Raw genomic sequence first — 24785 nt, forward strand, 5'->3', positions numbered from 1 at the left:
CCGGCGTCCCGCGGCGATCTCACGGGACGCTCACCGGATCGTCACCGCCCGTTCATACCGGGTGGGGGTGGCGGGGGTATTAGTTTCTCTTGAGCTCGTGTTCGAGCGCGTCGAGTTCCCCGCCACCGGCCATCTGGAGCGCGAGCTCGTCGATGCCGGTGTCGGCACGGTTCACGGCGAGTATCTGGCGTCCGAGCCCGAGCACGACGAACTCGTCACCGACGAGGTACGCGTGGTGCGGGTTGTGGGTGATGAGGATGACGGCGATTCCGCGGTCGCGGGCGTCGGCGACGAACTTGAGCACCATGCCGGACTGCTTGACGCCCAGTGCCGCGGTGGGTTCGTCCAGGATGACCACCCGGGCACCGAAGTAGATCGCCCGGGCGATGGCCACGACCTGTCGTTGACCGCCGGAGAGCTGATTCACCTGGACATCCACGTCGGGGAGATCGATGCCCATCTCCAGCAGCTGCTCGCGGGTGATGCGGCGCATCTCCGCGGCACGCAGGTGCCCGAACGGGCCCGCGGTCAGCTCCTGGCCGAGGAAGAAGTTCCGCCAGACGGGCATCGTCCCGACGACCGCGAGATCCTGGTAGACGGTTGCGATGCCGGCGTCGAGCGCGTCCTTCGGGCCACGGAAGTGCGCGACCCGCCCGTCGATGACAACGTCCCCGGAGGTGGCGGGGTGAAGTCCGGAGAGGATCTTGATGAGCGTGGATTTCCCGGCGCCGTTGTCACCGAGGATGCAGGTGACCTCCCCCGCACGGACGGTGAGGTTGACCCCGGACAACGCGTTGAACGCCCCGTAGGACTTGGCGACCTCGCGCAGTTCGACGATGGGGGTTCCCGGGGCCTCCGGACGGGCGTCCGCGGCCTTGGGGCGGGTGTCGGTGGTGGTGTCCATCTACCTGTTCTCCGTGTAGTTTGCCGTCGTCCTGTTGGCGATGACCGCGAACAGCAGCATCGCCCCGAGGAAGAACTTGAACCAGTCGGGGTTCCATCCCGCGTAGACGATGCCCTGGTTCGTCATGCCGAATATGAGGGCACCGATCGCGGTTCCGACCGCGGTTCCCTTGCCGCCGGTCAGTGCACAACCGCCGATGACGGCGGCGATGATGTAGAGGAACTCGTTGCCCACGCCCTGCCCGGCCTGGATGGAGTCGAAGGCGAAGAGATTGTGCATACCGACGAACCAGGCGGCGAACCCGACGAACATGAAAAGCACGATCTTGACCCGACGGACGGGGACGCCGACGGCCTCGGCCGCGGCCTTGTCTCCACCGACCGCGAACACCCAGTTTCCGAACCGGGTCTTGTAGAGGATGTAGCTCGCGACCGCGACGAACAGCAGCCACCAGAACACGGTCACCTTGACGTTCACCCCGCCGATGCTGACAGAGCTCGCGAAGATCACCTTGGCGGAGCTGAAGCCGTCCATGTTCCCGATCGAGTGGGTGGCGACCTGTCCGGCGATGAGTTTCGTCAGCGCGAGGTTGAGCCCCTGGAGCATGAGGAACACCGAGAGGGTGATCAGGAACGAGGGGATCCCGGTGCGGGTGACGAGGAAGCCGTTGAGTGCGCCGATCGCGAGGGCGGTTCCGAGGGAGAGGAACACACCGACCCAGGAATTCAGGTGCAGGTGATAGTTCAGCATCGCCGCGGCGAGCGCGGCGGAGGTGACCGCGACACCCGAGGAGAGGTCGAATTCGTCGCCGATCATGAGCATGCCGACGGCGAGCGCCATGATGCCCATGGTCGATGACGCGTAGAGCACGGTGGCGAAGGCGTCGGGTGTGCGGAACGGCGGGGCCACGATCATGAAGAGGGTGAAGATGATGACCGCACCGACGAGGCTGGCCAGTTCTGGGCGACGGATGAAGCGGTCGAAGACCGTCCGCTCCCGGAGCCGGTCGTCGGCCGCGCCGTTCGCCGGGGGGCCGGCGTCCGTGCTCGCGGCCGCATCACCGGCGGAGGTGTGCCCACGAGTCATCGAAGACCTTCTGTTGCGGCGTCGGCGATGGAGTCGACGTTCTTGGCGTCGACGAAGGAGGGGCCGGTGAGGACAGGCTTGCCGCCGCCCAGGGTCGATCCGTTGCGGATCGCGAGCCAGATGGCGTCCACGGCGAGGTATCCCTGCACGTAGGGCTGCTGGTCGATGGCCCATTCGATGGTGCCGTCCTTGATCGCCTTGACCAGTTCAGCGTTGGTGTCGAAGGTGGCGATCTTGGCGTCGCTGCCCGCGTCCTTCGCCGCGTCGATGCTGGTGATCGCGACCGGCGCGACCAGCCCCATGATCCAGTCGACGGAGGGATCCTGGGCGAGCTTCGCCTGGACGGTGGAGGCGACCGAGGTCATGTCCATCCCGTTGACGTAGAGGATCTCCATGTCCCCGGAGTCCCCGAGGCCCTTCTTGATGCCGCCGCAGCGGGCTTCCTGGGAGGAGTTGCCCTGTTCGTGGATGACGCAGAGGACCTTCTTCGCGCCGTCGGTGGCGAGTCGCTCGCCGGCGAGTTCACCGGCGATGGACTCGTCCTGCCCGAAGAAGGCGGACAGGTCGTAGTCGGTGTAGTCGTTCATTCCTGCGTTGAGCCCGACGACGGGAATCCCGGCATCGACGGCCTTCTTCGCGGCCGGCCCGATGGCCTCGGCGTTGGGTAGCGTCACGGCGATACCGTCGACGTCGGCGTCGATCGCGGACTGAACGAGGTTCGCCTGGTTCGGCGCCTGGGGGTCCGAGGAGTACCGCAGCTCGATGTTGTCCTTCTTCGCGGCATCCTCCGCACCCTTGCGCACGAGATCCCAGAAGGTGTCACCGGGAGCTCCGTGGCTCACCATCGCGACGACCGCGCGGGGCGTGTCGACGGTCCCACCGCCTGCGGAGTTCGAACCGGACTCCGGGGCTCCGCCCGTGGATGAGCAGGACGCGAGCGCGAGCGCTCCTGCGGTTATGGTTGCGGCGACCGCGGAGACCCGACGTGCGGGCCGGGTGCGGGGGGCGCGGTCACGGGAGAACAGCGTGGACAGGTCTTTGAGTTTCACAATGAGTCATTGAACGCACCCGCGAAACCAAAAACAAGCTGGCTGAACTGCGTATTTACCGATTCAGTGAACATGACCAGCGGGATAACAGCAAAAGAAATTCAGTCGGTGGAGCACCATCGGCCCCGTTCGGGTTCCAACCCGTCACGCTACCGGTCGTGCGCCGATGCGCCCCTGAACTCTCCGGCGACATCACCGGCGGACGCCAAAAGGACCAGCAGCGGCACGACCCCGGGCGCCGGAACGTGGTATCTCCCGTCCCCGTCGCGTTCGATGATTCCGGCGGACTGCAGCGGCTTGAGGTGATGGTAGAGGGGACCCGGCGAGCTGTATCCGAGGAGCTCCTGAAGCTGCTTCGGGGCGGCCGGTCCGGCGATCAGTTCGCGGAGCATGACCAGCCGCACGGGACTGGAGAGGGCGGTGAAGATCTCCGCGATCTTCTCCCCCGGCAGGAGGCGTGCGGCCTCGGCTTCGAGCGTGATCGCCCACCGGAGCTGCTCCGGTGCCGTCAACTCACCGCTGTACCGGACGGTTCCGGTGATCGCCCCCTGTCCGTCGGTGGACGGCGGTTCCGGGGGCCCGGGGTTCTCGAGCCTGCGTACCCGCGACTCAAGGTCGGTGACGCGTTTCCCGAGATCCGCGAGTTCCTGTGCTTCAGTCATTCTCCACACGTTAGCTGGTCGAGTGTCCCGTCGGAGTCGACCGCCCGCAGCATGAGATCCTGCCACGCGAAGGAACGCAGCATGTCCGCGTTCCCCTCTTCGGGCACCTCGTTGGTGATCAGGACGGCGACTGCCGCGGTTCCGTCCTCACGTCGGATCTCCATGGCGTCGGCCAGCACCCCCGGAAGGCTGCCGCCCTTGTGACCGATCGCGGTGTACTCCTCCGGGTCGGTGTGCTCCAGGTGACGGCGTGCGATGTCACCCGCGGGCCCACCACCGCCGGTGGCGAGAGCGGTGTAGACGGCGGCGAGGTCGCCGGCGGTGGCGGTCGCGGTGCCGCGGAGGATGTCCCGCTGCACGGCGTACCCGACCGGCGTGCGGTGCAGGATGTCGGCGGCCCATTCGGCATCCTCCCGGTATCTGCGGGATGCCGCGGTCGGATCACCGGCGACCTCGGGGTCGAGGATCGCGAGCATCGATCCGAGGTAGTCGGGGATGCGGGGGTTGCTCCATCCGGCCCCCTCTGCCGCGGCCGTCAGGGCGCCCGGGCCGAGTTCCTCGGCCAACCAGTCCGCGGCTGCGTTGTCGGACTCGATGATCATCGCGCTGACGAGGTCGTCGAGTGCGACGGTGGCGTCCGGGTCGGAGGTCACGGCAACTCCGGGAGCCATTTCCCGGGCCTGAATTCCCAGCCGCTCGAGTGCGGCGACGTGGGCACCACCGTCGAGGGGCAGATAGAAGGCCTCCCAGTCGGAGACCGCTACCTGTGTGTCGGGCCGGAGGGTGCCGTCGGCGACGGCGTCGGCGTAGGCGAGCAGGTGGATGATCTTCGCCGCGGATGCGACGTCCAGCGGCGTGTCGGCGTTCTTCCGCACGGTGTCGGGGCCGTCGGGTGTCGCGGCATCGGGGATGACGACGAGGGCGGTGTCATCCGGGTGGGCCGCGAGATGGGTGATCCATCCCGGGGTGGTGGTCAGGTCGGCGTCGGTGCCGGTCCGCGGACACTCCGCCACAGACTGGTTCGACCCGGTCTCCGTCGGTGTCGTGGCACAGGAACCCAGGGTCACTGCGCTACAGAGGATGGCTGCGGTGAGAGTTCTGGCGAGACGCTGGTTTGATATACCTCTAGAGGTATATCAACGGATCCCCGCTATCTGGATTCCGGACGCAGGTAGGCCCCGGGACGGATGACCTGCCCCGGGTTGTCGATGTCTGTCCCGTCCGCCAACCGGATCCGGTTGATCTGCACGCCGTGCTCCCGGCCGGTGTGGGCCGCGGGACCCGCGACGACGACGATGTGTTCACCGTCGGTCACCACCCGCCCCGGGGTGCCGCCGAACCGCATGGGGCTGATCTCGACGTCGATCAGGTAGATCAGCTGATCCCCCAGGTAGACCCACGCGTTGAAGAAGGGGTCGCAACTCGCCCGCACGAGGTTGAACACCGCGCGGGCGCCGAGAGAGAAGTCGACGCCACAGTCCGCCGGGCGACGCCGGTGGAAGTAGGTCCACTGTTCGGGATCCTGCGGCGTCGGCACCTTCCCGGCGTCGAGGGCGTCGAGGGAGTCCCGCAGAACCGGTCCGACCAGATCGAGACACCGGTCGGTCAGCGTCAGTGCGTCGTCGGAGTCCGTCACCCGGGTGGCACGCTGGGCGACGATGGGACCGGTGTCGAACCCCTCGGCCATCAGGTGTCCGGTGACCCCGACCTCGGACTCGTCGTTGATCAACGCCCAGTTCGGCGCCCCGAATCCCGCGTATTTGGGCAGCAGGGAATCGTGGATGTTCAGCGTTCCCAGACGCGGAGCGTCGTACACGTCCCGTGCGATCACCGACGTCCAGTTCGTCACCACCATGAGATCCGCGTCCGCCTCACGGATCGCCTCCGCGGCGGCGCCGTCGAGGCGCTTCGTCTCGATGACCGGGATTCCACGCTGCCGGGCGAAAGCGGCGACGTCCTCATCCATTCCGGCGTAGTACGGATCGTCGATCGGCGGCTGGGTGCAGACGAGCACGATCTCATGCCCGCTGTCGGCGAGGGCGGTGATGGAACGGTAGCCGAAGGTGGCGAAACCGGTGAAAATGATGCGCATGCCCGAATCGGACCTCTTTCCGGTGGGTGTAGATAGGGAAGCCTCAACAACGGACATCGTAGCCGAGCGGTTCAGCCTCCCCTCCACCGAGGGGCCTGAGGCGAAACCCGGAAATGCGGAACCGCCCCCTCCGGATGTCCGGAGGGGGCGGTTCGACCGATCGGCCGGAAAGCGCTGTCTAGCGCTCCTGGCCCGGCTTCTTGAAGGGGAAGCCCAGCTCGCGGAGCAGGGCACGGCCTTCATCGTTGTTCGTCGCCGTTGTGACTACGGTGATGTCCATACCACGGGGGCGGTCAACCTTGTCCACGTCGATCTCGTAGAACATGGTCTGTTCCGTGAGGCCGAAGGTGTAGTTGCCGTGGCCGTCGAACTGCTGGTCCGAGAGTCCGCGGAAGTCGCGGATACGGGGCAGGGCGACGGTCAGCAGGCGGTCCAGGAACTCCCACATGCGGTCACCACGGAGGGTGACGCGGGCACCGATGGGCATGCCCTCACGCAGCTTGAAGTTTGCGATGGACTTCTTGGACCGACGGATCTCCGGCTTCTGACCGGTGATCAGGGTGAGGTCCTCGAGCGCGCCGTTGATGAGCTTGGCGTCGCGGGCGGCGTCGCCGACGCCCATGTTCACGACGACCTTGACGACGCCGGGAACCTGCATGACGTTGTCGTAGTTGAACTCTTCAGACAGTGCGGTGCGGATTTCCCCGCGGTAGCGGGTCTTCAGACGAGGGGTGTAGTTCTCGCTCATGTTCAGATGTCCTTCCCGTTGCGTCGGGAGATGCGCACGCGCTTGCCGTTCTCATCGATCCGGTAGCCGACGCGGGTCGGGTTTCCGTCGGAATCGATGACCATGACGTTGGAGACATGGATCGGCGCTTCCTGGGTGACGATGCCACCGGACTCGGCGCCACGCTCGGGCGCGGAGTTCGCGACGTGCTTCTTGATGCGGTTGACTCCCTCGACCAGGACCTTGGAGCGCTTCGGGTAGGCCTCGATGACCTTGCCGCGTGCGCCCTTGTCCGGACCGGAGATGACGAGGACGTTATCGCCCTTGTGGATCTTCATTTAGATTACCTCCGGTGCCAGCGAGACGATCTTCATGAACTTCTTCTCACGGAGTTCACGTGCGACGGGGCCGAAGATACGGGTACCGCGCGGATCGCTGTCGTTCTTGATGATGACGGCTGCGTTCTCGTCGAAACGAATGTAGGAGCCGTCCGGACGACGGGTCTCCTTCTTCGTGCGGACGATGACGGCCTTGACGATTTCGCCGGCCTTCACGTTGCCGCCGGGAGTGGCTTCCTTGACGGTGGCGACGATGACGTCACCGATACCGCCGAAGCGTCGGGTGGAGCCACCGAGAACGCGGATGCACAGGATCTCCCGTGCACCAGTGTTGTCGGCGACCCGCAGACGCGATTCCTGCTGAATCACTATGGGTCTCCTGACCTGGATTTCAATGTGCGCCGGATTTCCGACCCGGACGCACGCGGTCTGATGTACTTGCACGGCCACTGACGCTCCGGGGAGAACCCGGTGAAGGCGACGAACACCGTACATGAGCGGGCACCGGCCGATCGGCCATGGTGGGACCGGCGATACCCGCGGTGTCGAAGGGTCTCGGCCCGCGCTCGGAAACGCACGGCGGGCCGACCCACGTCAGCGACCGAATCATTCAATCACATGCAGCGCAGCGCAGCAACCCGCCCCGGACCCACCCCACCCACGGTCTCGGTGCGTGGGGACGATGACGGGCCCGACGTATCCGGTACCTGGGATTTCTCCCGGGTCCCTTCCCCCTCCTCCGCCCCGGGAGTGAACCGTGTCCGGTGCCCCGGAAGGACCGCCGTTCCCGGCGGACCCGCTTCACGCGATGTGGACGGTTTTCCGCCCCGACTACCGTCGGGTGGCCGTGACCACCCAGGAACCCCAGCCCACGGGCACGGCCCCGTCCACCTTGTAGCCCGCGCGTTCGAGCGTGTTCCGGATGTCCCGGCGCGTCGGCAGCGATGTGCCCGCCACACACAACCGCACCAGGTCGTCGACGTAGTCGTCCGCGTCCCCGCCGCTCTCCTCGACCTGCCGCGTCACCAGCACCAGTTTCGGCACGCCGGTGGCGGCGAGCAGATCGGCGGGTCCGGCCGGGACCGCCAGAGCGAACGGATCGACCAGCACCAGCATATCCACGTCGTCGACGGTTTCCCCCGCCGAGTAGCTGCGGCAGGTCACCTCCCCGGTGAGGTGTTCGTCCGGTACACCGCCGGGGACAAGGCACACCACCGACACATCGGGGCGACGGTCGCTGCACTCCTGCGCGTAGACATCCGCGGCGGCACCGGCGAACCCCACCACCGGACGGCGTGCCCCGTCGGTCACCGCATCCAGAGCCTCCACCACCGCGGGCGCCGTCGATGCCGCCGCTGACGCCTGCCGCTGACGGTCCACCCGGTCCGCCAGCGCGGCTGTGTCGATCTCCCCGGCCCCGTGCGCGGTGTCCAGTTCGACGGCCCCACCGGTGCGCACCGCGTCGTCGAGGTGCAGAAACGCGAGCAGATCCACCAGCCCGGAACCGGCGAGCGTCCGCACCGCGCGGGACTCGGGATCCGCGAGTTCCCGGCCCATCGCCGTGAGCCTGATCCGGGTCACCTCGGGCACCCCGCCCCGGTCCGCCGTCTCAAGCCTCAGAAGGCCACGGGCCTCGAGATACCGGGCGAACCGCAGCACGGCGGATTCAGTTGTTCCGGTTTCCGCGGCCACCGCCGCCGGAGTGTCCTTTCCGTCGTCCACCGCGGTGAACAGACCGATCCGCACCGCGGCGCGCAGTGCCAGACCGCCCGAGACGTCCGCGAGTTCAGCCAGCGCGTGCAGGGGTGCCGCTCCACCACCGTCATCGTCGTTCTGCTCGCGCCAGTACCCGGTCACCTCCCGGTCGGCCGGGTCCACGCCATGGTTCCTGATGACCTGACGCATCCTCCGCAGCTGACCCGCCTCCCCGGCACACCACACGTAGACGCGACCGGCGGGCCACTCCAGCATCTCGAACGCCTCGGCCAGATTTCCCCCCTCGGCGCGGATGACCCACCGCAGGTCCACGTCCGCTGCGGTGGTGAGCTGTTGGACATCGTGTCGTTCGGCCACCTCCACGAGGGCGGTCACCGGAGTGCCGGTGGGTAGGTCCTCGAGGCATCTCCCGATGGCCGGGAGCGCGGTCATGTCCCCCACGAGGACGAGATGGTCGGCGTGGGTGGGCAACGCACCGCACCGTTTCGGACCCGCCACCCACACCCTGGCTCCGGGTGCCGCGGAGACCGCCCAGTTCTCCGCGAGCCCCTTGCCGTGCCGGGCGAAGTCGATGGTGACCTCGCCTGCGTCTGCGTCGTACTTCCGCACGGTGTAGGTCCGGAAGAGCCGGTTGACCTCATCATTCCACTTCAGCCGGCCGTCTCCCCCCGGCGGCGGGTACGGCCGGGATCCGGTCACCGGATCCGGGAAGATGATGCGGACGTCGTCGTCGAAACCGTCGCTGATGAACTCGGGCATCCCGTGCCCGTCACGGGTGTGTGCCCGAAGCCCCGGGCCACCGAGAACGACGCGTCGCATTCCCGGGGTGAGGTCCTCGGAACGGATCACCTCGAGTTCCCGGATGCTGATCGGGTGGATGTCGTGGGTTCGACTGCTCCGCGTCATGTGCAGTGGTGTCCTTCCGGGAATCGGGGTGCGAAGATCAGGGGCACTCAGGCTACCGGGCCGGGTACGGTCCGCGGTCCTGGACTCCCCCGCCCCTGGGGCGGCCTCAGTCGCCGAGATGGCGTTCGATCACGGGCGCCATGGACTCCCACGCCCGGACGGAACTCATCGCCAGGTGAGTGCTGTCGACCGTGTGTGAGCTGACCGGCTCGACGCCGTCCAGATCCTCCCACGCCTTGAGCGGTTCCCAGTTCAGACCGGCCATGTCCGTCGTGTCGCCGGCACGAAGCACGAGAACCGGACCGGTGTACGGCGACCGGGTCGCGGTCATGTGGATCATGAAGCACCGTCCGGAAGCGTCCTTCATCGCGTCGATCTCCTCCTGCGAGAAGTTGGGGGCGTTGGCGGCCCGGATCATCTCTCCGATCAGGGCGTCATCGAAGTGTCCGAGTACGGCCATGATGTCGCCGAACCCACCGTCGCCGGGGAGCTCCGGGATCTCTTCATCCGGCTTGTGGTGCCGGATGAAGGTGTCCAGTGCGGCGGCGAGACCGTCCGGTGTGTCCGGCGCGATCCCGGAGGGGTAGGCGTCGATGACGCCGAGGAAGTCGACCGTCTCGCCGTCCTGCTGGAGCATGCCCGCGATGGTGTGGGCCAGCGCACCGCCGGAAGAGTAACCCAGCAACCGGTACGGCCCCTCCGGCTGCACCTGCCGGAGTAGATCGAGATAGTGGCGGCAGAGCGCGTCGTGATCGAGACCGATCGACAGGGTGGTCTCGGCGTCCGGGAGCTGCACCCCGATGACCCGGTGGTTCCCTTCGAGGAGCCCGGCGAGTGGGGCGTAGCTCCAGGCAAGTCCGACGACGGCGTGGAAACAGAAGATCGGGGCACCGTCACCGCCGGAGAAGTCGACCAGTACGCCCTCCCCGGGGAGCTGGGCGCGGGCCGGAGCTTCCTCCCCCCCGATGGTGGCCGCCGAGGCGATGGCCTCCGGCGTCCGGTGCGTCAGGATCGTGTCGACTCCGACGTCGAGTCCCGCCCGACGGAGACGCCCCAGGAGCTTCATCGCCGACAGGGAGTGCCCGCCGCAGGCGAAGAAGTCGTCACCGGATCCGATGTCGGTTCCGGTGAGTTCGCTCATGTTCCGGGCGATGAGGTCCGTCGCCTCGGCGCGATCCGGTACGGAACTGGGATTGTTGCTCATGATTGTGGGGCTCCTCGGGAAGGTGCTTGGAGTGGGTGCGGGAGAACGGGGAGGCGGGGCCTTCAGGCGCGGTCGTGGTATATCCGGACCAGCGCACGCCGATCGAGTTTCCCGTTGCCGGTGACGGGGAGTTGATCGATCCTGGTGATGGTCGACGGCACCGCGTAGGCCGGAACCCGGTCCCGCAGGTGCGCCGTCAGCGTGTCGAATTCCGGGCATCCCGGTTCCGCGACGATGAACCCGCGCAGCTCCGGGTGCTCCCCGGTCGTGTCGGCGACCGCCGCGGCGGCACGGACGCCGTCGAGGGCCGCGAGTGCGGATTCGACCTCGCCGAGGGTCACGCGGTTGCCGCGGATCTTCACCTGGTCGTCGACACGACCGGCATAGTACATCTGACCCTTGTGCCAGCCGGCGAGATCACCCGTCCGGTACATCCGCCCTCCGTCATCGCCCTCGAAGGGGCTGGGGACGAACGTCCGCGCGGTGAGCTCCTCATCACCGACGTATCCGGCGGCGAGCTGAACCCCCGCGAGGTAGAGTTCGCCGGTCTCGTCGTCACCGACCTCGTTGCCCCCGGCATCGAGGATGTGGACGGTGACATTGTCCTCGGGGAGGCCGAGCAGGCACGTTCCCTCCGGGCAGGGGGGAGTCGAATCCGCGGTGTACTCGACGCACGTGACGTCCATCGCCGCTTCCGTAGGTCCGTACAGTCCGAGTATCCGGCACCCGATCTCGTCGAGGCAACGCTGCGCCAGATCCGTCGGGACCGCCTCTCCTCCGAGGAGCAGGAACCGGAGACCGTTCAGAACCTCGAGGGAGTCGCCGAAGTCCTCGAGGACCTCGGCGACGACCCGCATGTGACTCGGAACCATGGACAGCACCGTGACCCGGTTGTCCCGGATGACGTCCACGAAGCCGTCGACGTCCCCCGGCCACCAGTCCGCCGCGGGTAGCACGACGGCGCCTCCACCGGCCAGTGGGGTGATCATCTCCGCGACACTCACGTCGAACCCCACGGGCGCCTTCTGCATCCACCGGAGGTCCTCGACCGGCCCCAGTGTGCGCACGAACCACTGCATGTGGGCGGCCGCTCCCCGGTGGACGTTCAGGACGCCCTTCGGGGTGCCCGTCGTCCCGGAGGTGTAGATGAGGTAGACGCCGTCATCCGGGGTGACGGGCCGGGTGAGCTCGTCCGGTTCGACCGCGGAGGTGTCCCCTTCCGGTGACAGGGGGACCGGGATCACCGGCAGGTCCGTGGTCGGCAGCTCCACGTCGCCGACGGTGAGCACCAGAACGGGATCGGAGTTGTCGAGTATGAACGCGATGCGCTCCACCGGATTCGAGGGATCGACGGGCGTGTAGACACCACCCGCCCGGATCACGGCCGCCGCGGCGATCGGCAGTGCGGCCGATCGCCGGGCGACGACCGCGACCCGGTCCCCCGTGGAGACTCCCGCCCCGAGGAGGGTTCGGGTGAATGCGTTGACCCTGGAGTCGAACTCACCGTGGGTCAGGGTCGCGTCAGCCGCGATCACCGCGTCGAGGTCCGGGTGCCGCTGCGCGGCGAGCCGGATCATCGCGTCGACGGTCCCGGGTTCGACCGGGATCACCGGGCCACGGTTACGGGAGGGTACCGGTCGGAGCTGGGTGGGTGAGATTGAGTTCATGGATCCGTTCTCGTGTGATGGTCTGATGTGCCTGGCCGGGTCGTCGTCACCGGGGAATCCGGTCACACCCTGTCGCTGGTGGCACGGCTGCCCGCGGAGACGAGTCCGTCGCCGTCACCGGAGATTCCCCCGAGGATGCGGTCCGCGAGGAGTCCGAGACAGCTGAGATTTCCGAAACCCGGCCCCTGGTTGAATCCGGCGAGCGTCGGGAGCACGAGAGTCGGGTTCATTCCGTCGACCGTGAGGTCCCTTCTGATGCTTCCCTCGATACCGGTGACGAACGCCGCAGACCTGACTTCATCGTGCGGATCGAATCCGGCGGCGACGGCGAGCCGGGCCCGCGCACCACCACCGAGGAGACCGAGGAACCAGGACGGGTCGGCGCCACGGGCGTCGATGACGGTGTCGGCGGTGATGGAGCTCCCGGGTTGTTCCACGTGGACGACGGGTCCGACGGCCCCCGCCGTCACGGATGAAACCGACCCCATGACGTGCCTGCACCTTCCGTCGCGCCCGATGAGTTCCAGGGACTGCAGGGAGAGCACCCCCCGGTCCGTCCGGTAGAGCATGGCCCGTCGCGTGGCGGCGTCGAGTGACGTCCAGATCTCGGGGTCGGTGTAGAGCGCGTTCTCCTGGAAGTTCTCTCCCCGGGACAGGAGGCAGGCGGTGGGTGCGACGGTGATGATCTCGGCGACCCGGTGCGTCGTCAGCTCCTCGATGATGCTCGCCGCGGTCTCGCCTCCGCCCACGACACAGACCCGACCCGTGAATCGGGCGTCCGCGGCGATGCGGGCCCAGAAACCGGCGACGCTCAGAACGTTGCTGTGACGGAGGAACCGACGTTCACTCGTTCCGGGCCCGGTGAGCATGAGGGCCTCCGAGGACAGGATCCTCGGCGTCCCGGAGATGGTGTCCTCCACCCGGATGTGCCAGCCACCGGCCGAGATTTCGGCGTTGGTGACCCGGCCCGGTACGGGGGTCAGCCCGATTCGTTCGCTGACCCACCGGAGGTAGGCCGCCCATTCGCTGTGCATCGGCTGTGGTCGGCCCCTGTCGATCCACCCGGCGTACGTCCCCGCGTCAATGAGATGGGACGTCCAGGACAACGCGGACATTCCACGGTCGATCTCGGTGTCGATCCGGTGGTCACCGGTGAGTTCGGTCCGGTACGGGAAGCCGAGGTCCTTCTCCGGGGATGTCCCCAACCGGTGACGGCCGTCGGTCCAGCCGCCTGCGGCCAGCCAGTGTGCGCCGACTCCGTGGGGATCGATCACCGTTATCTCCGGTACATCCAGACCGAGGTGCCGGGCAACGTGGGCTTTGGCCGCCACCGCCAGTGCTTTCGGTCCGGCTCCGACGATGGTGAGGGTGCTCACTGGGATCTTCCGCTCCTGTCATTGTGTGGCGTTACGACACCGGATCTGTAGCTGCGGGACAGCACACCAAATCACCAGCCGGTCCACGGAATCGTTGACTCCCCGTATACCGTAGGGCAGCCTTGGCTTCAGCTCCCACCACCTTAACACTGTCGCGAGCCTCACCTAACCCGTGACACCCTATTTGAGTTGTGTCGGGCTTTGACCGGCGACGCCCCGATCACCGGGATCCGTGGAGCGGGAAACGACGGAGAGGGCCAGCATTTCAGGACCCCGTCAAGTCCCCCACGCGCCGGATCAACGGCTGGAGCTCAGCCGAGATGCGTTCAGCGACGACCACCCCGATGCTCAGGGTCTCCATGATGAACTCATCCAGTTCCATCGCGGTAACCGGCTCCCCGACCGGAAGATCGAAGGTGACCGCAAGAATCCCCACATCGGGGAGGAACGAAACCTCGCCCGGTCCGGGGATCGTGTTGAGGGCGGTCGCCAGCATCTCGCCGGCGAGCGTCTCCGTCCGACCCCGGAGCACCCGCGGGTGGGCTGTCGTCACGGTCAACCGGCTCCCCGGCCCGTCCATCCTGAACCAGTAGGTGAGGTCACCGACGATCACGATCAGTTCGCCGTCGCGTGTTCCGGTACCGAATCCGAGTGCGTGGAGGCGTTCCCGGATGAACCTCATGTCCATTGCCGGCGTGGCTGTTGACATCGTTACCTTTCTCTTGGGTGGGAGGGAGGTGATCACCCCGGCGGAGTGCGCGCCGGAACGAAAAAGGGCCCGGGACGCCTGAAGGCCCCGACCGGGTTCGGTCGGGGCCTTCAGGCTGGCTGGTCCGGCGAGTTTCCCGTGGCGGTCACCCGACCACCGGGAAGGGACACCGGATGAAGCCAGGTCGGACTAGCGCGCCTTCTCGACGATGTCGAGGAGACGGAAGTGCTTTTCCTTGCTCAGCGGGCGGGTCTCGATGATGCGGACGAGGTCGCCGACGCCGGCGGTTCCGTCCTCATCATGGGCCTTCACGCGGCTGTTGGTCCGGATCGTCTTGCCGTACAGCGCGTGCTGACGACGATCCTCGAGCTCGACGACGATGGTCTTCTGCATCTTCGTCGAGACAACGTAGCCGGTGCGGACCTTACGGGCGCCCCTCTCGTTGGTGGATTCCTGGTTGTTCACGTTTGCCTCACTCATGATTAGCCTTCAGCTCCCGGAACGACGGACAGACCCAGTTCACGCTCACGGATGACCGTGTAGATGCGGGCGATGTCACGCTTGACCGTCTTCAGGCGACCGTTGTTGGTCAGCTGGCCGGTGGCCATCTGGAAGCGGAGGTTGAAAAGCTCCTCCTTCGCCTCGTTGAGGCGGGTGACAAGCTCCTCGGCGTTGAGCTCGCGGAGCTCGAATGCGGGGGTACCGGTGGCCATTAGAGCTGGTCCTCCTTCTTGATGATGCGGACCTTGCAGGGCAGCTTCTGGGCTGCACGGCGGAGTGCCTCGAGGGCGACTTCCTCGTTGGCGTAGCTCATCTCGAAGAGAACGCGGCCGGGCTTGACGTTGGCCACCCACTTCTCGACGGGGCCTTTACCGGAACCCATACGCACGCCGAGCGGCTTCTGGGTCAGGGGGCGGTCCGGGAAGATGTTGATCCACACCTTGCCACCACGCTTGACGTGACGGTTGATCGCGATACGTGCGGACTCAATCTGACGGTTGGTGATGTAGCACGGCTCAAGGGCCTGGATGCCGTAGTCACCGAAGGTGACCCGGTTTCCGCCCTTGGACACACCGGTCCGGGTGGGACGATGCTGCCGGCGGTACTTGACGCGCTTGGGGATAAGCATGTGTCTAGCCCTCCTGCTTCTGCTCGGCGCGCTGGCGACGCTGGCCGCCGCGGCGCGGACGCTCGCGACGATCGGCGGCACCACGACCGCGACGGTCCGACGGTGCGTTGAGCTCACTCTCACGCTTGCCGCCGACGACGTCACCCTTGTAGATCCAGACCTTCACGCCGATGCGGCCGAAGGTGGTGTGGGCCTCGTAGGTGCCGTAGTCGATCTCGGCGCGCAGGGTGTGCAGCGGAACGCGACCCTCGTGGTAACGCTCGGTGCGGGACATCTCGGCGCCGCCGAGACGACCCGAGCACACGACCTTGATGCCCTTGACCTGCGGCTGGCGCATCGCGGACTGGATGGCCTTACGCATCGCGCGCCGGAAGGCCACGCGGTTGGTCAGCTGCTCGGCGATGGACTGCGCCACCAGCTGAGCGTTGGCGTCGATGTTCTTGACCTCGAGGATGTTCAGCGCGACCTGCTTGCCCGTGAGCTTCTCCAGCTCGCCGCGGATGCGGTCGGCCTCGGAGCCGCGGCGACCGATCACGATGCCCGGGCGGGCGGTGTGGATGTCGACGCGGACGCGGTCGCGGGTGCGCTCGATGACGACGTCGGCGATGCCGGCGCGGTCGAGGCCCTTGGACAGGAACTCACGGATCTTGATGTCTTCAGCGACGTAGTCGCTGTACTGCTTGTCGGCGTACCAGTGGGACTTCCAGTCGGAAGTGATGCCCAGCCGGAGGCCGTGGGGATGAATTTTCTGGCCCACTACTGAGCACTTCCCTTCTGGCTCTCAACAACCACGGTGATGTGGCTGGTGCGCTTGCGGACGTGGAAGGCACGACCCTGGGCGCGCGGACGGAAACGACGCATCGTCGGTCCCTCGTCGGCGTAGGCCTCGGAGATGACGAGTGAGTCGCGGTCCAGGCCGAAGTTGTTCTCGGCGTTGGCTGCCGCGGAAGCGACGACCTTGGCAACCGGCTCGCTGGCCGCCTGCGGGGCGTACTTCAGGATGGCGAGGGCCTCGGTCACGGACTTGCCGCGGACCAGATCGATGACCCGGCGTGCCTTCATGGGGGTTACGCGGACGTAACGGGCCGTCGCGCTTGCGGACGTGATGGTGTCTTCGCTCATCGCTTATCGACGTCCCTTCTTGTCGTCCTTGATGTGACCCTTGAAGGTCTTGGTCGGGGCGAACTCGCCCAATTTGTGTCCGACCATCGAGTCGTCCACGAACACCGGCACGTGCTTGCGACCGTCATGGACGGCGAAGGTGTGACCGATGAAATCGGGGAGAATGGTGGACCGACGGGACCAGGTCTTGATGACCTGCTTGGTGCCCTTCTCGTTCTGTGCATCAACCTTGGCGAGGAGGTGCTCATCGACGAACGGGCCTTTTTTGAGGCTGCGTGGCATTGTCTGTTACCTCCTAGCGCTTCTTGTTCTTGTTGCTGCGGCGACGACGCATGATCAGCTTGTCGCTCGGACGATTCGGGCGGCGGGTCCGGCCTTCAGGCTGGCCCCACGGGGAAACGGGGTGACGACCACCGGAGGTCTTGCCCTCGCCACCACCGTGCGGGTGGTCGACGGGGTTCATGACGACACCGCGGACGGTCGGGCGCCAGCCCTTCCAGCGCATACGGCCGGCCTTGCCCCAGCGGATGTTGATCTGGTCGGCGTTGCCGACCTCACCGATGGTGGCGCGGCAGCGGATGTCCACGCGGCGGATCTCGGAGGAGGGCATACGCAGGATCGCGTACTTACCTTCCTTGCCGAGAAGCTGGATGGACGTTCCCGCGGAACGGGCCAGCTTGGCACCCCCACCGGGCTTCAGCTCGACGCAGTGCACGGTGGCACCGGCCGGGATGTTGCGCAGCGGCAGGTTGTTGCCGGGCTTGATGTCGGCGTTGGGGCCAGCTTCGACGATGGCACCCTGACGCAGGTTACGGGGGGCGATGATGTAGCGCTTCTCGCCGTCGACGTAGTGCAGCAGCGCGATGTTGGCGGTGCGGTTCGGGTCGTACTCGATGTGAGCGACCTTCGCCTCGATTCCGTCCTTGTCGTGCCGCCGGAAGTCGATCAGGCGGTACTGGCGCTTGTGTCCGCCACCCTTGTGGCGGGTGGTGATGTGGCCGTGAACGTTACGGCCGCCGGTCTTGTGCAGGGGACGCAGCAGTGACTTCTCCGGCGTCGAACGAGTGATTTCCTCGAACATCGACACGGAGCTTGCGCGCCGGCCCGGCGTAGTCGGCTTGTACTTGCGAATAGCCATGGGTTTTCTAAGTCCTTACCTTCGGCGCGCTTACGCGGCCGAACCGCCGAAGATGTCGATGGAATCGCTGCCTTCAGCGAGCGTCACGAAGGCGCGCTTGGTGGCCTTGCGCTGACCGAAACCTGAGCGGGTGCGCTTGCGCTTGCCCTCACGGTTGGCGGTGTTCACGCTGGCGACCTTCACACCGAAGATCTGCTCGACAGCGATCTTGATCTGGGTCTTGTGGGCGTCCGGGGAGACGAAGAACACGTACGTGCCCTGCTCCATAAGTCCGTAGGACTTCTCGGACACCACCGGGGCGATGATGATGTCACGCGGGTTGGCGATCGTGCTCATTAGTTCTCCTCCTCCTTGACCGCGCCGGTGGCACGGTTGATGAAGGTGGTCAGAGCCTCAACGGAGAACACGATGTCATCCGACTTGAGGACGTCGTAGGTGTTCAGCTGGTCCTCGGTGAGGATGTGCACGCCCGGCAGGTTGCGGACGGACTTCCAGGAGGTGACGTCCTCACGGGAGAGGACGACCAGCACGTTGCGGCGTTCGGTCAGACGCTCGATGAAGGCGCGGGCCGACTTGGTGGACGGCGTCTGGCCGGCGACCAGTTCGCTGACCACGTGGATGCGCTCGTGGCGCACGCGATCGGTCAGGGCACCGCGGAGCGCGGCGGCCTTCATCTTCTTGGGGGTGCGCTGGGAGTAGTCGCGCGGCACGGGGCCGTGCGAGATACCGCCGCCGGTGAAGTGCGGAGCGCGGATCGAGCCCTGACGGGCACGACCGGTTCCCTTCTGGCGGAACGGCTTACGACCGCCACCGGACACCTGTGCACGGGTCTTGGTGGAGTGCGTGCCCTGGCGCTTGGCCGCGAGCTGTCCGAGGACGACCTGGTGCATCAGTGCAACTGATGCCTCGCGGTCGAAGATCTCGGCAGGCAGCTCGACCTGACCGGCGGTTGCCCCGTCGGCCTTCTGGACGTCAAGCTTGAGGTTGGTCATGCGTGTGCACCGCCCTTCACTGCGGTCTTAACGGTTACGACGCCGCCACGCACACCCGGGATCGCACCCTTGATGAGCAGGATGTTGGCGTCGGCATCAATCTTCTGAACCTTGAGGTTCTGGGTGGTGACGCGCTCATTACCCATGCGTCCGGCCATCCGGGTGCCCTTGAAGACACGACCGGGTGTGGCGCAGGCGCCGATACCGCCGACGCGGCGGTGGGCCGCCTGGTTACCGTGGGACGCACCCTGACCGGCGAAACCGTGGCGCTTCATCGCGCCGGCGTAGCCCTTGCCCTTGGACGTACCGGTGACGTCGACGAAGGTGGTGCCCTCGAAGATGTCGACGGTGACGTCCTGACCCAGCTCGTAGCCGGAGACATCGTCCATGCGAATCTCCGCCACGTGCCGGCGGGGGGTAACGCCAGCCTTCTTGAAGTGACCGCCGGCAGGCTTGTTCGCCTTGCGCGGGTCAATGTCGCCGTAGGCGATCTGGATGGCGTTGTAGCCATCGGTGTCGATGGTGCGAATCTGGGTGACCACGCACGGCCCAGCTTCGACAACGGTGACCGGGATGACCCGGTTGTCGTCGTCGAAGACCTGGGTCATACCGAGCTTGGTGCCCAGAATGCCCTTGATCTCTGTTTCACTCATTACTTATTCTCCACTGGCTGAAAGACTGTTGTACGCGATCACTGGATGTTGACGTCGACGCTTGCGGGAAGGTCGATGCGCATGAGCGCGTCGACCGTCTTCGGCGTCGGGTCAAGGATGTCGATGAGGCGCTTGTGAGTGCGCATCTCGAAGTGCTCGCGCGAGTCCTTGTACTTGTGGGGAGAACGAATAACGGCGTAAACGTTCTTTTCAGTGGGCAGCGGCACCGGGCCGACGACGCGTGCACCCGTGCGGGTGACGGTCTCGACGATCTTGCGCGCGGACGCGTCGATCGCCTCGTGGTCGTAGGCCTTCAGCCTGATGCGGATCTTTTGTCCCGCCACGTTTGTCCTCTTCCTTCGCTTCCCCACGTCGCGATGATTGGTGGGGGTCGCTGTTGTCATCTCTATAACGTTGTCCGGCCGTGGAACACGGAAACTCGGGCGCAACGCCAGTTGTCCTGACCTGAACCTGTCTGAAAATCTGACCGGGCGAATCTCCGGGTCACATGAACCACAAACAACCACCCAGTTTCCACCGCACAGAGACCGGTTTCGCAGCCGGTCCGGATGGATGTCCGGAAGGGTCTGGCGAACTGGTTACTGTGAGCGTCTGAGGTGTGTCAGGTCGTCGGGATGAGGTCCACTCGACGCCGGGCCCCGGATGGCGGAAATATATTCAGCCGTCCGACCTCCGGCGTGGGCGGGCATCCTGCCTACTGCCGCTGTTTATTTGCCATGTTCCCGTGATGATTCCCGGCCCCCGCCGTGCTGGGAGCCGAGGCTCCCGTCAGTGGCGGAGACACCGAGATTCCGGCGGTTACCCGACCAGGCCGGGCAACCACAGGCACCAGGTGCCATGTTTGCCCCACCAGCGCCATCGTCCGATCCGCGGGTCGCGACTTTTCCAGCCTCGATGTCCACGCACAAGGATATGCCGTGTTGGAGCAACCCAAGCATTGAAACACACCCCTCGCCGAGTGGCAAGCGAACCCCCGAAAAGCGACAAACATGTAACGTATTACACACAGGGCGGCACGACACCCGCACCCTCACCTAGGATCAACCTAGTGCACCGCCGATGAGTGCACCCCCCTACCGCTTGATTACACGAGGAGCATCTCAATGAGCGAAAACAAGTCCGACAGCAAGTCCCCCGCCACCGCTGAAGAGAACAGCGTCGTCGAGCGCAACTCCGCTCTCGAAACCGATCACGGCCGCACCCACATCGATGACGTCGTGGTGGCCAAGATCGCCGGCATGGCAGCACGCGAGGTCTCCGGTGTCCACGCCCTTGGCGGCGGCGCAGCCCGCGCACTGGGCGCCCTCCGCGACATGGCGGGCTCCCGCGTCGATGTCCGGCAGGGTGTCTCCGTCGAGGTCGGCGAAACCCAGGCTGCCGCGGATGTCGCGATCGTCGCCGAGTACGGCGTCGCGATCCACGAGCTTGCTGAAGCCATCCGCCGCAACATCATCAACGCCATCGAGCGGATGACCGGCCTCGAGGTGACCGAAGTCAACGTCACCGTCCACGACGTGCACCTCGAGCTGGACGACGACAACGAGGAGCCCGCGGAGGAAGAGGTCAAGGAAATCGAGCCTGCCGAAGTTTCCGCCGACCACGAGCCCCGCGTCAAGTAGGACCGACTCCGTGCAACCTGATCCCATCCCCCTCGCGCAGGCCGAGACACTCCGGGACGAGATTCTCGCTCTCCCGGGAGTCGCCGGCATGCACGGTGGGCAGTTCGGTGAGGTTGCGATGCTCTACCCCGGCACCCGGGTGCGTGGACTCCATCTGTTCACACCCCGGGGTCGACCGGACGAGACCCGGATGGAAATCCATCTCATCGCAGATCTGTCTCAGCTACCCGACCTCGGCAAACTCGCCGAAGAGATTCGCACCATCGCGGGAAGATACGTCCCCGACACCGTGGACGTGTTCTTCAGCGACGCAAGCTGACCCACTTCCCAACCGTACTGCACACCTGTAACCATCACACTTCGACTCTGAAAGAGTGTCATGAAATCTCTCACTGTGACCGGCCTCATTCTCGGCTTCGCTTTCGCCTTCGCCGTGATCTTCGGTGGACTGGTCGGCTTCCTCTGGGCCCTTCTCTTCGTCACCGTCGGTGGCGTCATCGGAGCCCACTTCGACGGCAAGATCGACCTTCGCGCCATCATCAACGGCTCCGGTAACAGGGGGTAATCTCGTTGACGAAACGTTCTGGAAGATCCCGCGAATCCGAGCGGCACTCCAGCACCGCACCCTCGACCCCGGCGGACGGACGCCGGAACGGTTCCGAGGAGACCACCGGTTCCCCCGGTGCGCGACTCCGCGCGGAAGCTGACCGTCGGGCCGATCAGGCCCTCGCCGAGATCGCCCGTGAGGACGCCAAGGCTGAAGAGGACCGCCGCATCCTCCGGGAGAACGGAATCGCCGTCGAATCCTTCGACTCCGATGGTGGAGACTCCGTCAACTCCGGTCCCCGGTCCGAGAAGTCAGCGGAATCTCCGGATTCACTTTCGTCAGAGACCTCCGTCCGACCCACGTCCGTCGAGTCCGTTTCCGACCGCGGGAACGGAGCCGGAGCAGCGGATCCCACCCCGGAGCCCACGCCCGTTCCAGCCGCCGACGGGCAACCCGATACACCCCCCTCCCCGGACCGTGGGGCCACCGTCACCGAGTCGGATCACGAAGACGGGACCTCGTCCGAGTCTGACGACACACCCGTCGAGGAGAACACCGACGAAACAGCCGGTTCCCGGACCGTATCCGCTCCCGCCGTTTCAGAGGCCGCGGATTCCGACATCACCGACGGATCTGAGCCGGCAGGGGACACGGTGCCGGAACATCTCCGTGCCCCCGTGGAACCTGAGGACCACAACCCGAGCCGCGGTCGGGTGAAGATCTCCGAGAAGACCGTCACGAAGATCGTCCGCCGGGCTGCAGCGAGTGTGCCCGGTACCACGGATCAGGCCGGCGGCCTGGATGTGCTCGGACGCAACTACCCGCGCTTCGACGTCGAGCTCGACAGCAACTCCGATGCCGTGGCGATCGACGCCTACATCGCCGTCAGCTGGCCCTCCCCCGTGACAAGGGTCGCCGAGACCGTGCGTACGACCATCTTCGACTGGGTACGCGACATGACCGACATTCCGGTCGTACGAGTCAACGTAACCGTCGGCCCGATCGTCCCCGGTGCAGACCGCGTGACCGAAGCCGAGCTCAGCGCCTTCGACACGACACCCACCCTCCGGCCCGTAGTCGTGACCGCGACGAACGCGGCTCTCGACGAGATCATCTGTAGCGCCCGCAACTCCGACCTCACTCCGGTGTCGGTCAGATCCGTAAGTGAGCGTCTCCGGCCGGTAGCCATCTCGGGCCCGGACAACGCCGCTCTCCGGGGTATCTCGACCGGGGCCCCCGGAGACCTCCGGCCGATCACGGTGACCGCGTCCGGGGAACTCCGCGACGTATCGGTCACCGGTGACGCAGCCGCACTGGTCCATTCGCCCGAGGTCTCCCCGGAAGCTCCGTTGGGAGACATCACCGTCGCCGATCCCCGGCCGCTCGCGGACATCACCGTCGCAGATCCGCTCCCCCTCGCAGCGATCACCGTGCCGGAGCCTGCGCCGTTGAAGTCCATCGCGGCACGGGAGCTGCCGACGGTCACGGTCTCCGTGCCCGAGGCACCAAGCCCCCGATCCGTGTCGACACCACGGCCACGGCCCCTGCAGAAGGTGGAGTCCCCTGAGCCCACCCGGTTGGCGAGCGTCCGCGCCCCGGACACCCACCGTCTCGCCCAGATCCACGCCGAGACAATCCGCGTGAGCCCCGTCAAGGCACCCCGTCCGACCCGCCTGACACCGGTCAGACAGAACTCGTCCGAGGCACCGCGTAAACCCCGCGTCGACCCCCGCCGCGCTCCAAAACCGCGGAACGGGACCGGTCAGAGGGAGATCACAGTCGCCTCGAGGGAGCTCCGGCCGATCACGGTCAAACCCAGTACCATCATTCCGGTCAGCGTCGACCCTGCCAACGCAAAGGCGGTTTTGAGAGATGAGTGAAGTCCAGACGGTCCGCGGGCGCCGACCCGCCGCCAGTCCCGCGGCGAGGTATCTCGCTGTGCTGTTCGGGCTGCTTTTTCTCGCAGGCGCAGCAGTCGCCGGACGTGATCTCTACATCCGGTACACGGACGTCGACTGGCAGCCGTGGGTCTCCTCCGCCACCACATGGATCGGAGACCTCAGCTACCGGAACTGGATGCTCCCCGCGGGTATCGCTGCCCTCATCATCGGTCTGCTGCTCATCTGGGCGGCCATCCGTCCGCGGACGAAGACGCACCGGGAGATCGACTCCGACATCGCCGTCTGGATGCGCCCGGTCGACATCGCCAGAATGTGCACCGCGAGTGCCCAGCGCGTCCCGGGCGTCATGGGCGCTCACACCGTCGCCCGGAAGCGGTCCATCGATGTGACGGTGATCGGAAACACACAGGACCAGAGACTCCGCGAGGAGTTGCAGCAGTCGCTGCAGCCCCTGGCGAACCTCGTCGCCGGTTCGCCGGCACTGAACGTCAAGGTCCAGAACAAGGAGGCCACCAAGTGAGCCACGGACTAGCTTTTGTCGACCGCCTGCTCGTCTTCATCGTGGGCCTCGCACTGACGTTCCTGGGCTTGTGGTCCATCGGCCTGTTCCTCGACGTCCCCGAGGCACGACGCGTCACCTCCTACGCCGATCAGGGGATGTGGGCCAACGCACCCGATCTCGGCTGGTACGACTGGGCACTCGTCGGAGTACTCGTCGGCGGAATCATCATCGGCCTCTGGCTGGTTATCGCGAACCTCCGGCGCCGGTCGATCTCCGTGGTCAACAGCGCGTCCTCCACGGACATGGGCGACATCAACTTCAACCTCGGCACCCTCGCGGAAGCCGTCGCGGACTCGCTCGAGGACACCCACGGTGTCTCGAAGGTCCGGAAACGTGTTGTCGTCGACCGGGGCCTCACCACCATCGAGTTCACCGTCGACGCCGCCTCCGACTGCAGCGTCCCGGGTATCCGGACCGCAGTCGAACAGGCCGAGCGGGATCTCCGCGACGCCATCGGCCCGAGCGACGCGGCGACGTCCTACCGGATCCACATAGACAGGGTTCCGCAGAACCGCGAACTCTGATTCAGCTGAAGGTCGTCCCACGGACCCACAGGCCCCGTCACGGTCTCCCTTATTTCCGGGAGAAGGCACGGGGCCTTTCCGCTGTCCGGTGTTTCCGGGGCCTCGCGGCGCGCCGCGCACCGGGCTCCGGTCGATGTGGGT

Annotated in this window: 31 protein-coding genes; 6 read left to right on the plus strand and 25 right to left on the minus strand. The window is 66.2% G+C overall.

Annotated features, from left to right (window positions below; translation table 11 throughout):
* Positions 1-79: 79 nt before the first annotated feature.
* From KRX55_RS03515 to rpsJ, 25 genes are all read right to left on the minus strand, one after another.
* Complete coding sequence (locus tag KRX55_RS03515; RefSeq protein ID WP_218406433.1) at positions 80-904, minus strand: ATP-binding cassette domain-containing protein; 825 nt, start codon at positions 902-904, stop codon at positions 80-82.
* Positions 905-1990, minus strand: coding sequence for an ABC transporter permease (locus KRX55_RS03520; protein WP_218406434.1), 1086 nt, complete (start codon positions 1988-1990; stop codon positions 905-907).
* Positions 1987-2949: a sugar ABC transporter substrate-binding protein gene (locus KRX55_RS03525; RefSeq protein WP_218406507.1), complete on the minus strand. Its 963-nt coding sequence runs from the start codon at positions 2947-2949 to the stop codon at positions 1987-1989. Before KRX55_RS03525 ends, KRX55_RS03520 begins: the two co-directional genes overlap by 4 nt.
* Before the next feature lie 239 nt (positions 2950-3188).
* The gene (locus KRX55_RS03530; RefSeq protein ID WP_218406435.1) at positions 3189-3701 is read right to left on the minus strand and encodes an ArsR/SmtB family transcription factor; all 513 of its coding nucleotides are present in this window, start codon (positions 3699-3701) and stop codon (positions 3189-3191) included.
* Positions 3698-4768: a serine hydrolase gene (locus tag KRX55_RS03535; protein ID WP_218406436.1), complete on the minus strand. Its 1071-nt coding sequence runs from the start codon at positions 4766-4768 to the stop codon at positions 3698-3700. The genes KRX55_RS03530 and KRX55_RS03535 overlap by 4 nt, the downstream gene beginning before the upstream one ends.
* Before the next feature lie 83 nt (positions 4769-4851).
* On the minus strand, positions 4852-5793 hold the full coding sequence (locus tag KRX55_RS03540; RefSeq protein ID WP_218406437.1) for a methionyl-tRNA formyltransferase: 942 nt from the start codon (positions 5791-5793) through the stop codon (positions 4852-4854).
* Positions 5794-5971: 178 nt separating this feature from the next.
* Entirely contained in the window at positions 5972-6541 is a 570-nt protein-coding gene (gene rplE / locus KRX55_RS03545; RefSeq protein ID WP_200260423.1) for a 50S ribosomal protein L5, read from the minus strand.
* A 2-nt stretch (positions 6542-6543) separates the two neighbouring features.
* Complete coding sequence (gene rplX / locus KRX55_RS03550) at positions 6544-6858, minus strand: 50S ribosomal protein L24 (RefSeq protein ID WP_198739034.1); 315 nt, start codon at positions 6856-6858, stop codon at positions 6544-6546.
* Positions 6859-7227 (minus strand): 50S ribosomal protein L14, encoded by a 369-nt coding sequence (gene rplN, locus KRX55_RS03555; RefSeq protein WP_198734946.1) that lies wholly within the window; start codon positions 7225-7227, stop codon positions 6859-6861. It abuts the gene before it with no gap.
* 462 nt (positions 7228-7689) lie between these two features.
* Complete coding sequence (locus tag KRX55_RS11960) at positions 7690-9480, minus strand: siderophore-interacting protein (protein ID WP_218406438.1); 1791 nt, start codon at positions 9478-9480, stop codon at positions 7690-7692.
* A gap of 106 nt (positions 9481-9586) precedes the next feature.
* Positions 9587-10684 (minus strand): thioesterase domain-containing protein, encoded by a 1098-nt coding sequence (locus KRX55_RS03565; protein ID WP_218406439.1) that lies wholly within the window; start codon positions 10682-10684, stop codon positions 9587-9589.
* A 62-nt stretch (positions 10685-10746) separates the two neighbouring features.
* Positions 10747-12351: an amino acid adenylation domain-containing protein gene (locus KRX55_RS03570; protein ID WP_218406440.1), complete on the minus strand. Its 1605-nt coding sequence runs from the start codon at positions 12349-12351 to the stop codon at positions 10747-10749.
* Between the two features lie 62 nt (positions 12352-12413).
* On the minus strand, positions 12414-13727 hold the full coding sequence (locus KRX55_RS03575) for a SidA/IucD/PvdA family monooxygenase (RefSeq protein WP_218406441.1): 1314 nt from the start codon (positions 13725-13727) through the stop codon (positions 12414-12416).
* Between the two features lie 265 nt (positions 13728-13992).
* Positions 13993-14436: a hypothetical protein gene (locus KRX55_RS03580; protein WP_218406442.1), complete on the minus strand. Its 444-nt coding sequence runs from the start codon at positions 14434-14436 to the stop codon at positions 13993-13995.
* Between the two features lie 189 nt (positions 14437-14625).
* Positions 14626-14916: a 30S ribosomal protein S17 gene (rpsQ, locus tag KRX55_RS03585; protein WP_218406443.1), complete on the minus strand. Its 291-nt coding sequence runs from the start codon at positions 14914-14916 to the stop codon at positions 14626-14628.
* A gap of 2 nt (positions 14917-14918) precedes the next feature.
* Positions 14919-15149 carry a 50S ribosomal protein L29 gene (gene rpmC, locus KRX55_RS03590; protein WP_198739025.1) on the minus strand — a complete coding sequence of 77 codons (231 nt, stop codon included), beginning with the start codon at positions 15147-15149 and terminating at the stop codon, positions 14919-14921.
* Positions 15149-15565: a 50S ribosomal protein L16 gene (gene rplP, locus KRX55_RS03595; RefSeq protein WP_198734954.1), complete on the minus strand. Its 417-nt coding sequence runs from the start codon at positions 15563-15565 to the stop codon at positions 15149-15151. Before rplP ends, rpmC begins: the two co-directional genes overlap by 1 nt.
* 4 nt (positions 15566-15569) lie before the next feature.
* Positions 15570-16322 (minus strand): 30S ribosomal protein S3, encoded by a 753-nt coding sequence (gene rpsC, locus KRX55_RS03600; protein ID WP_218406444.1) that lies wholly within the window; start codon positions 16320-16322, stop codon positions 15570-15572.
* A complete protein-coding gene (gene rplV / locus KRX55_RS03605; protein WP_200260440.1) occupies positions 16322-16687 on the minus strand; it encodes a 50S ribosomal protein L22 in 366 nt (121 codons plus the stop codon). The genes rpsC and rplV overlap by 1 nt, the downstream gene beginning before the upstream one ends.
* A 3-nt stretch (positions 16688-16690) precedes the next feature.
* Entirely contained in the window at positions 16691-16969 is a 279-nt protein-coding gene (rpsS, locus tag KRX55_RS03610) for a 30S ribosomal protein S19 (protein ID WP_013241207.1), read from the minus strand.
* Between the two features lie 13 nt (positions 16970-16982).
* Positions 16983-17825, minus strand: a complete 843-nt coding sequence (rplB, locus tag KRX55_RS03615) for a 50S ribosomal protein L2 (RefSeq protein WP_200253893.1) — start codon at positions 17823-17825, stop codon at positions 16983-16985.
* A gap of 30 nt (positions 17826-17855) precedes the next feature.
* Positions 17856-18161, minus strand: coding sequence for a 50S ribosomal protein L23 (gene rplW / locus KRX55_RS03620; RefSeq protein ID WP_198739022.1), 306 nt, complete (start codon positions 18159-18161; stop codon positions 17856-17858).
* Positions 18161-18817, minus strand: coding sequence for a 50S ribosomal protein L4 (gene rplD / locus KRX55_RS03625; protein ID WP_218406445.1), 657 nt, complete (start codon positions 18815-18817; stop codon positions 18161-18163). Before rplD ends, rplW begins: the two co-directional genes overlap by 1 nt.
* Positions 18814-19470 carry a 50S ribosomal protein L3 gene (rplC, locus tag KRX55_RS03630; RefSeq protein WP_218406446.1) on the minus strand — a complete coding sequence of 219 codons (657 nt, stop codon included), beginning with the start codon at positions 19468-19470 and terminating at the stop codon, positions 18814-18816. Before rplC ends, rplD begins: the two co-directional genes overlap by 4 nt.
* A 38-nt stretch (positions 19471-19508) precedes the next feature.
* Positions 19509-19814, minus strand: coding sequence for a 30S ribosomal protein S10 (gene rpsJ / locus KRX55_RS03635; protein ID WP_003854291.1), 306 nt, complete (start codon positions 19812-19814; stop codon positions 19509-19511).
* A 780-nt stretch (positions 19815-20594) separates the two neighbouring features.
* Between rpsJ and KRX55_RS03640 the strand changes: the two genes are divergently transcribed.
* Genes KRX55_RS03640 through KRX55_RS03665 form a run of 6 tightly spaced genes read left to right on the plus strand, consistent with a single transcriptional unit; the run spans position 20595 to position 24644 of the window.
* On the plus strand, positions 20595-21110 hold the full coding sequence (locus KRX55_RS03640; protein ID WP_218406447.1) for an Asp23/Gls24 family envelope stress response protein: 516 nt from the start codon (positions 20595-20597) through the stop codon (positions 21108-21110).
* A 10-nt stretch (positions 21111-21120) separates the two neighbouring features.
* Positions 21121-21429, plus strand: coding sequence for a hypothetical protein (locus tag KRX55_RS03645; protein ID WP_218406448.1), 309 nt, complete (start codon positions 21121-21123; stop codon positions 21427-21429).
* 60 nt (positions 21430-21489) lie between these two features.
* Positions 21490-21675 carry a hypothetical protein gene (locus KRX55_RS03650; RefSeq protein ID WP_200253904.1) on the plus strand — a complete coding sequence of 62 codons (186 nt, stop codon included), beginning with the start codon at positions 21490-21492 and terminating at the stop codon, positions 21673-21675.
* Between the two features lie 5 nt (positions 21676-21680).
* Positions 21681-23537 (plus strand): Asp23/Gls24 family envelope stress response protein, encoded by a 1857-nt coding sequence (locus tag KRX55_RS03655; RefSeq protein WP_218406449.1) that lies wholly within the window; start codon positions 21681-21683, stop codon positions 23535-23537.
* Positions 23530-24078 carry a DUF6286 domain-containing protein gene (locus tag KRX55_RS03660; RefSeq protein WP_218406450.1) on the plus strand — a complete coding sequence of 183 codons (549 nt, stop codon included), beginning with the start codon at positions 23530-23532 and terminating at the stop codon, positions 24076-24078. The genes KRX55_RS03655 and KRX55_RS03660 overlap by 8 nt, the downstream gene beginning before the upstream one ends.
* Complete coding sequence (locus KRX55_RS03665; protein WP_218406451.1) at positions 24075-24644, plus strand: alkaline shock response membrane anchor protein AmaP; 570 nt, start codon at positions 24075-24077, stop codon at positions 24642-24644. Before KRX55_RS03660 ends, KRX55_RS03665 begins: the two co-directional genes overlap by 4 nt.
* The last annotated feature ends 141 nt before the right edge of the window (positions 24645-24785 follow it).

It is taken from the genome of Corynebacterium sp. TAE3-ERU16 (assembly GCF_019209935.1).
Taxonomy (GTDB): Bacteria; Actinomycetota; Actinomycetes; order Mycobacteriales; family Mycobacteriaceae; genus Corynebacterium; species Corynebacterium antarcticum.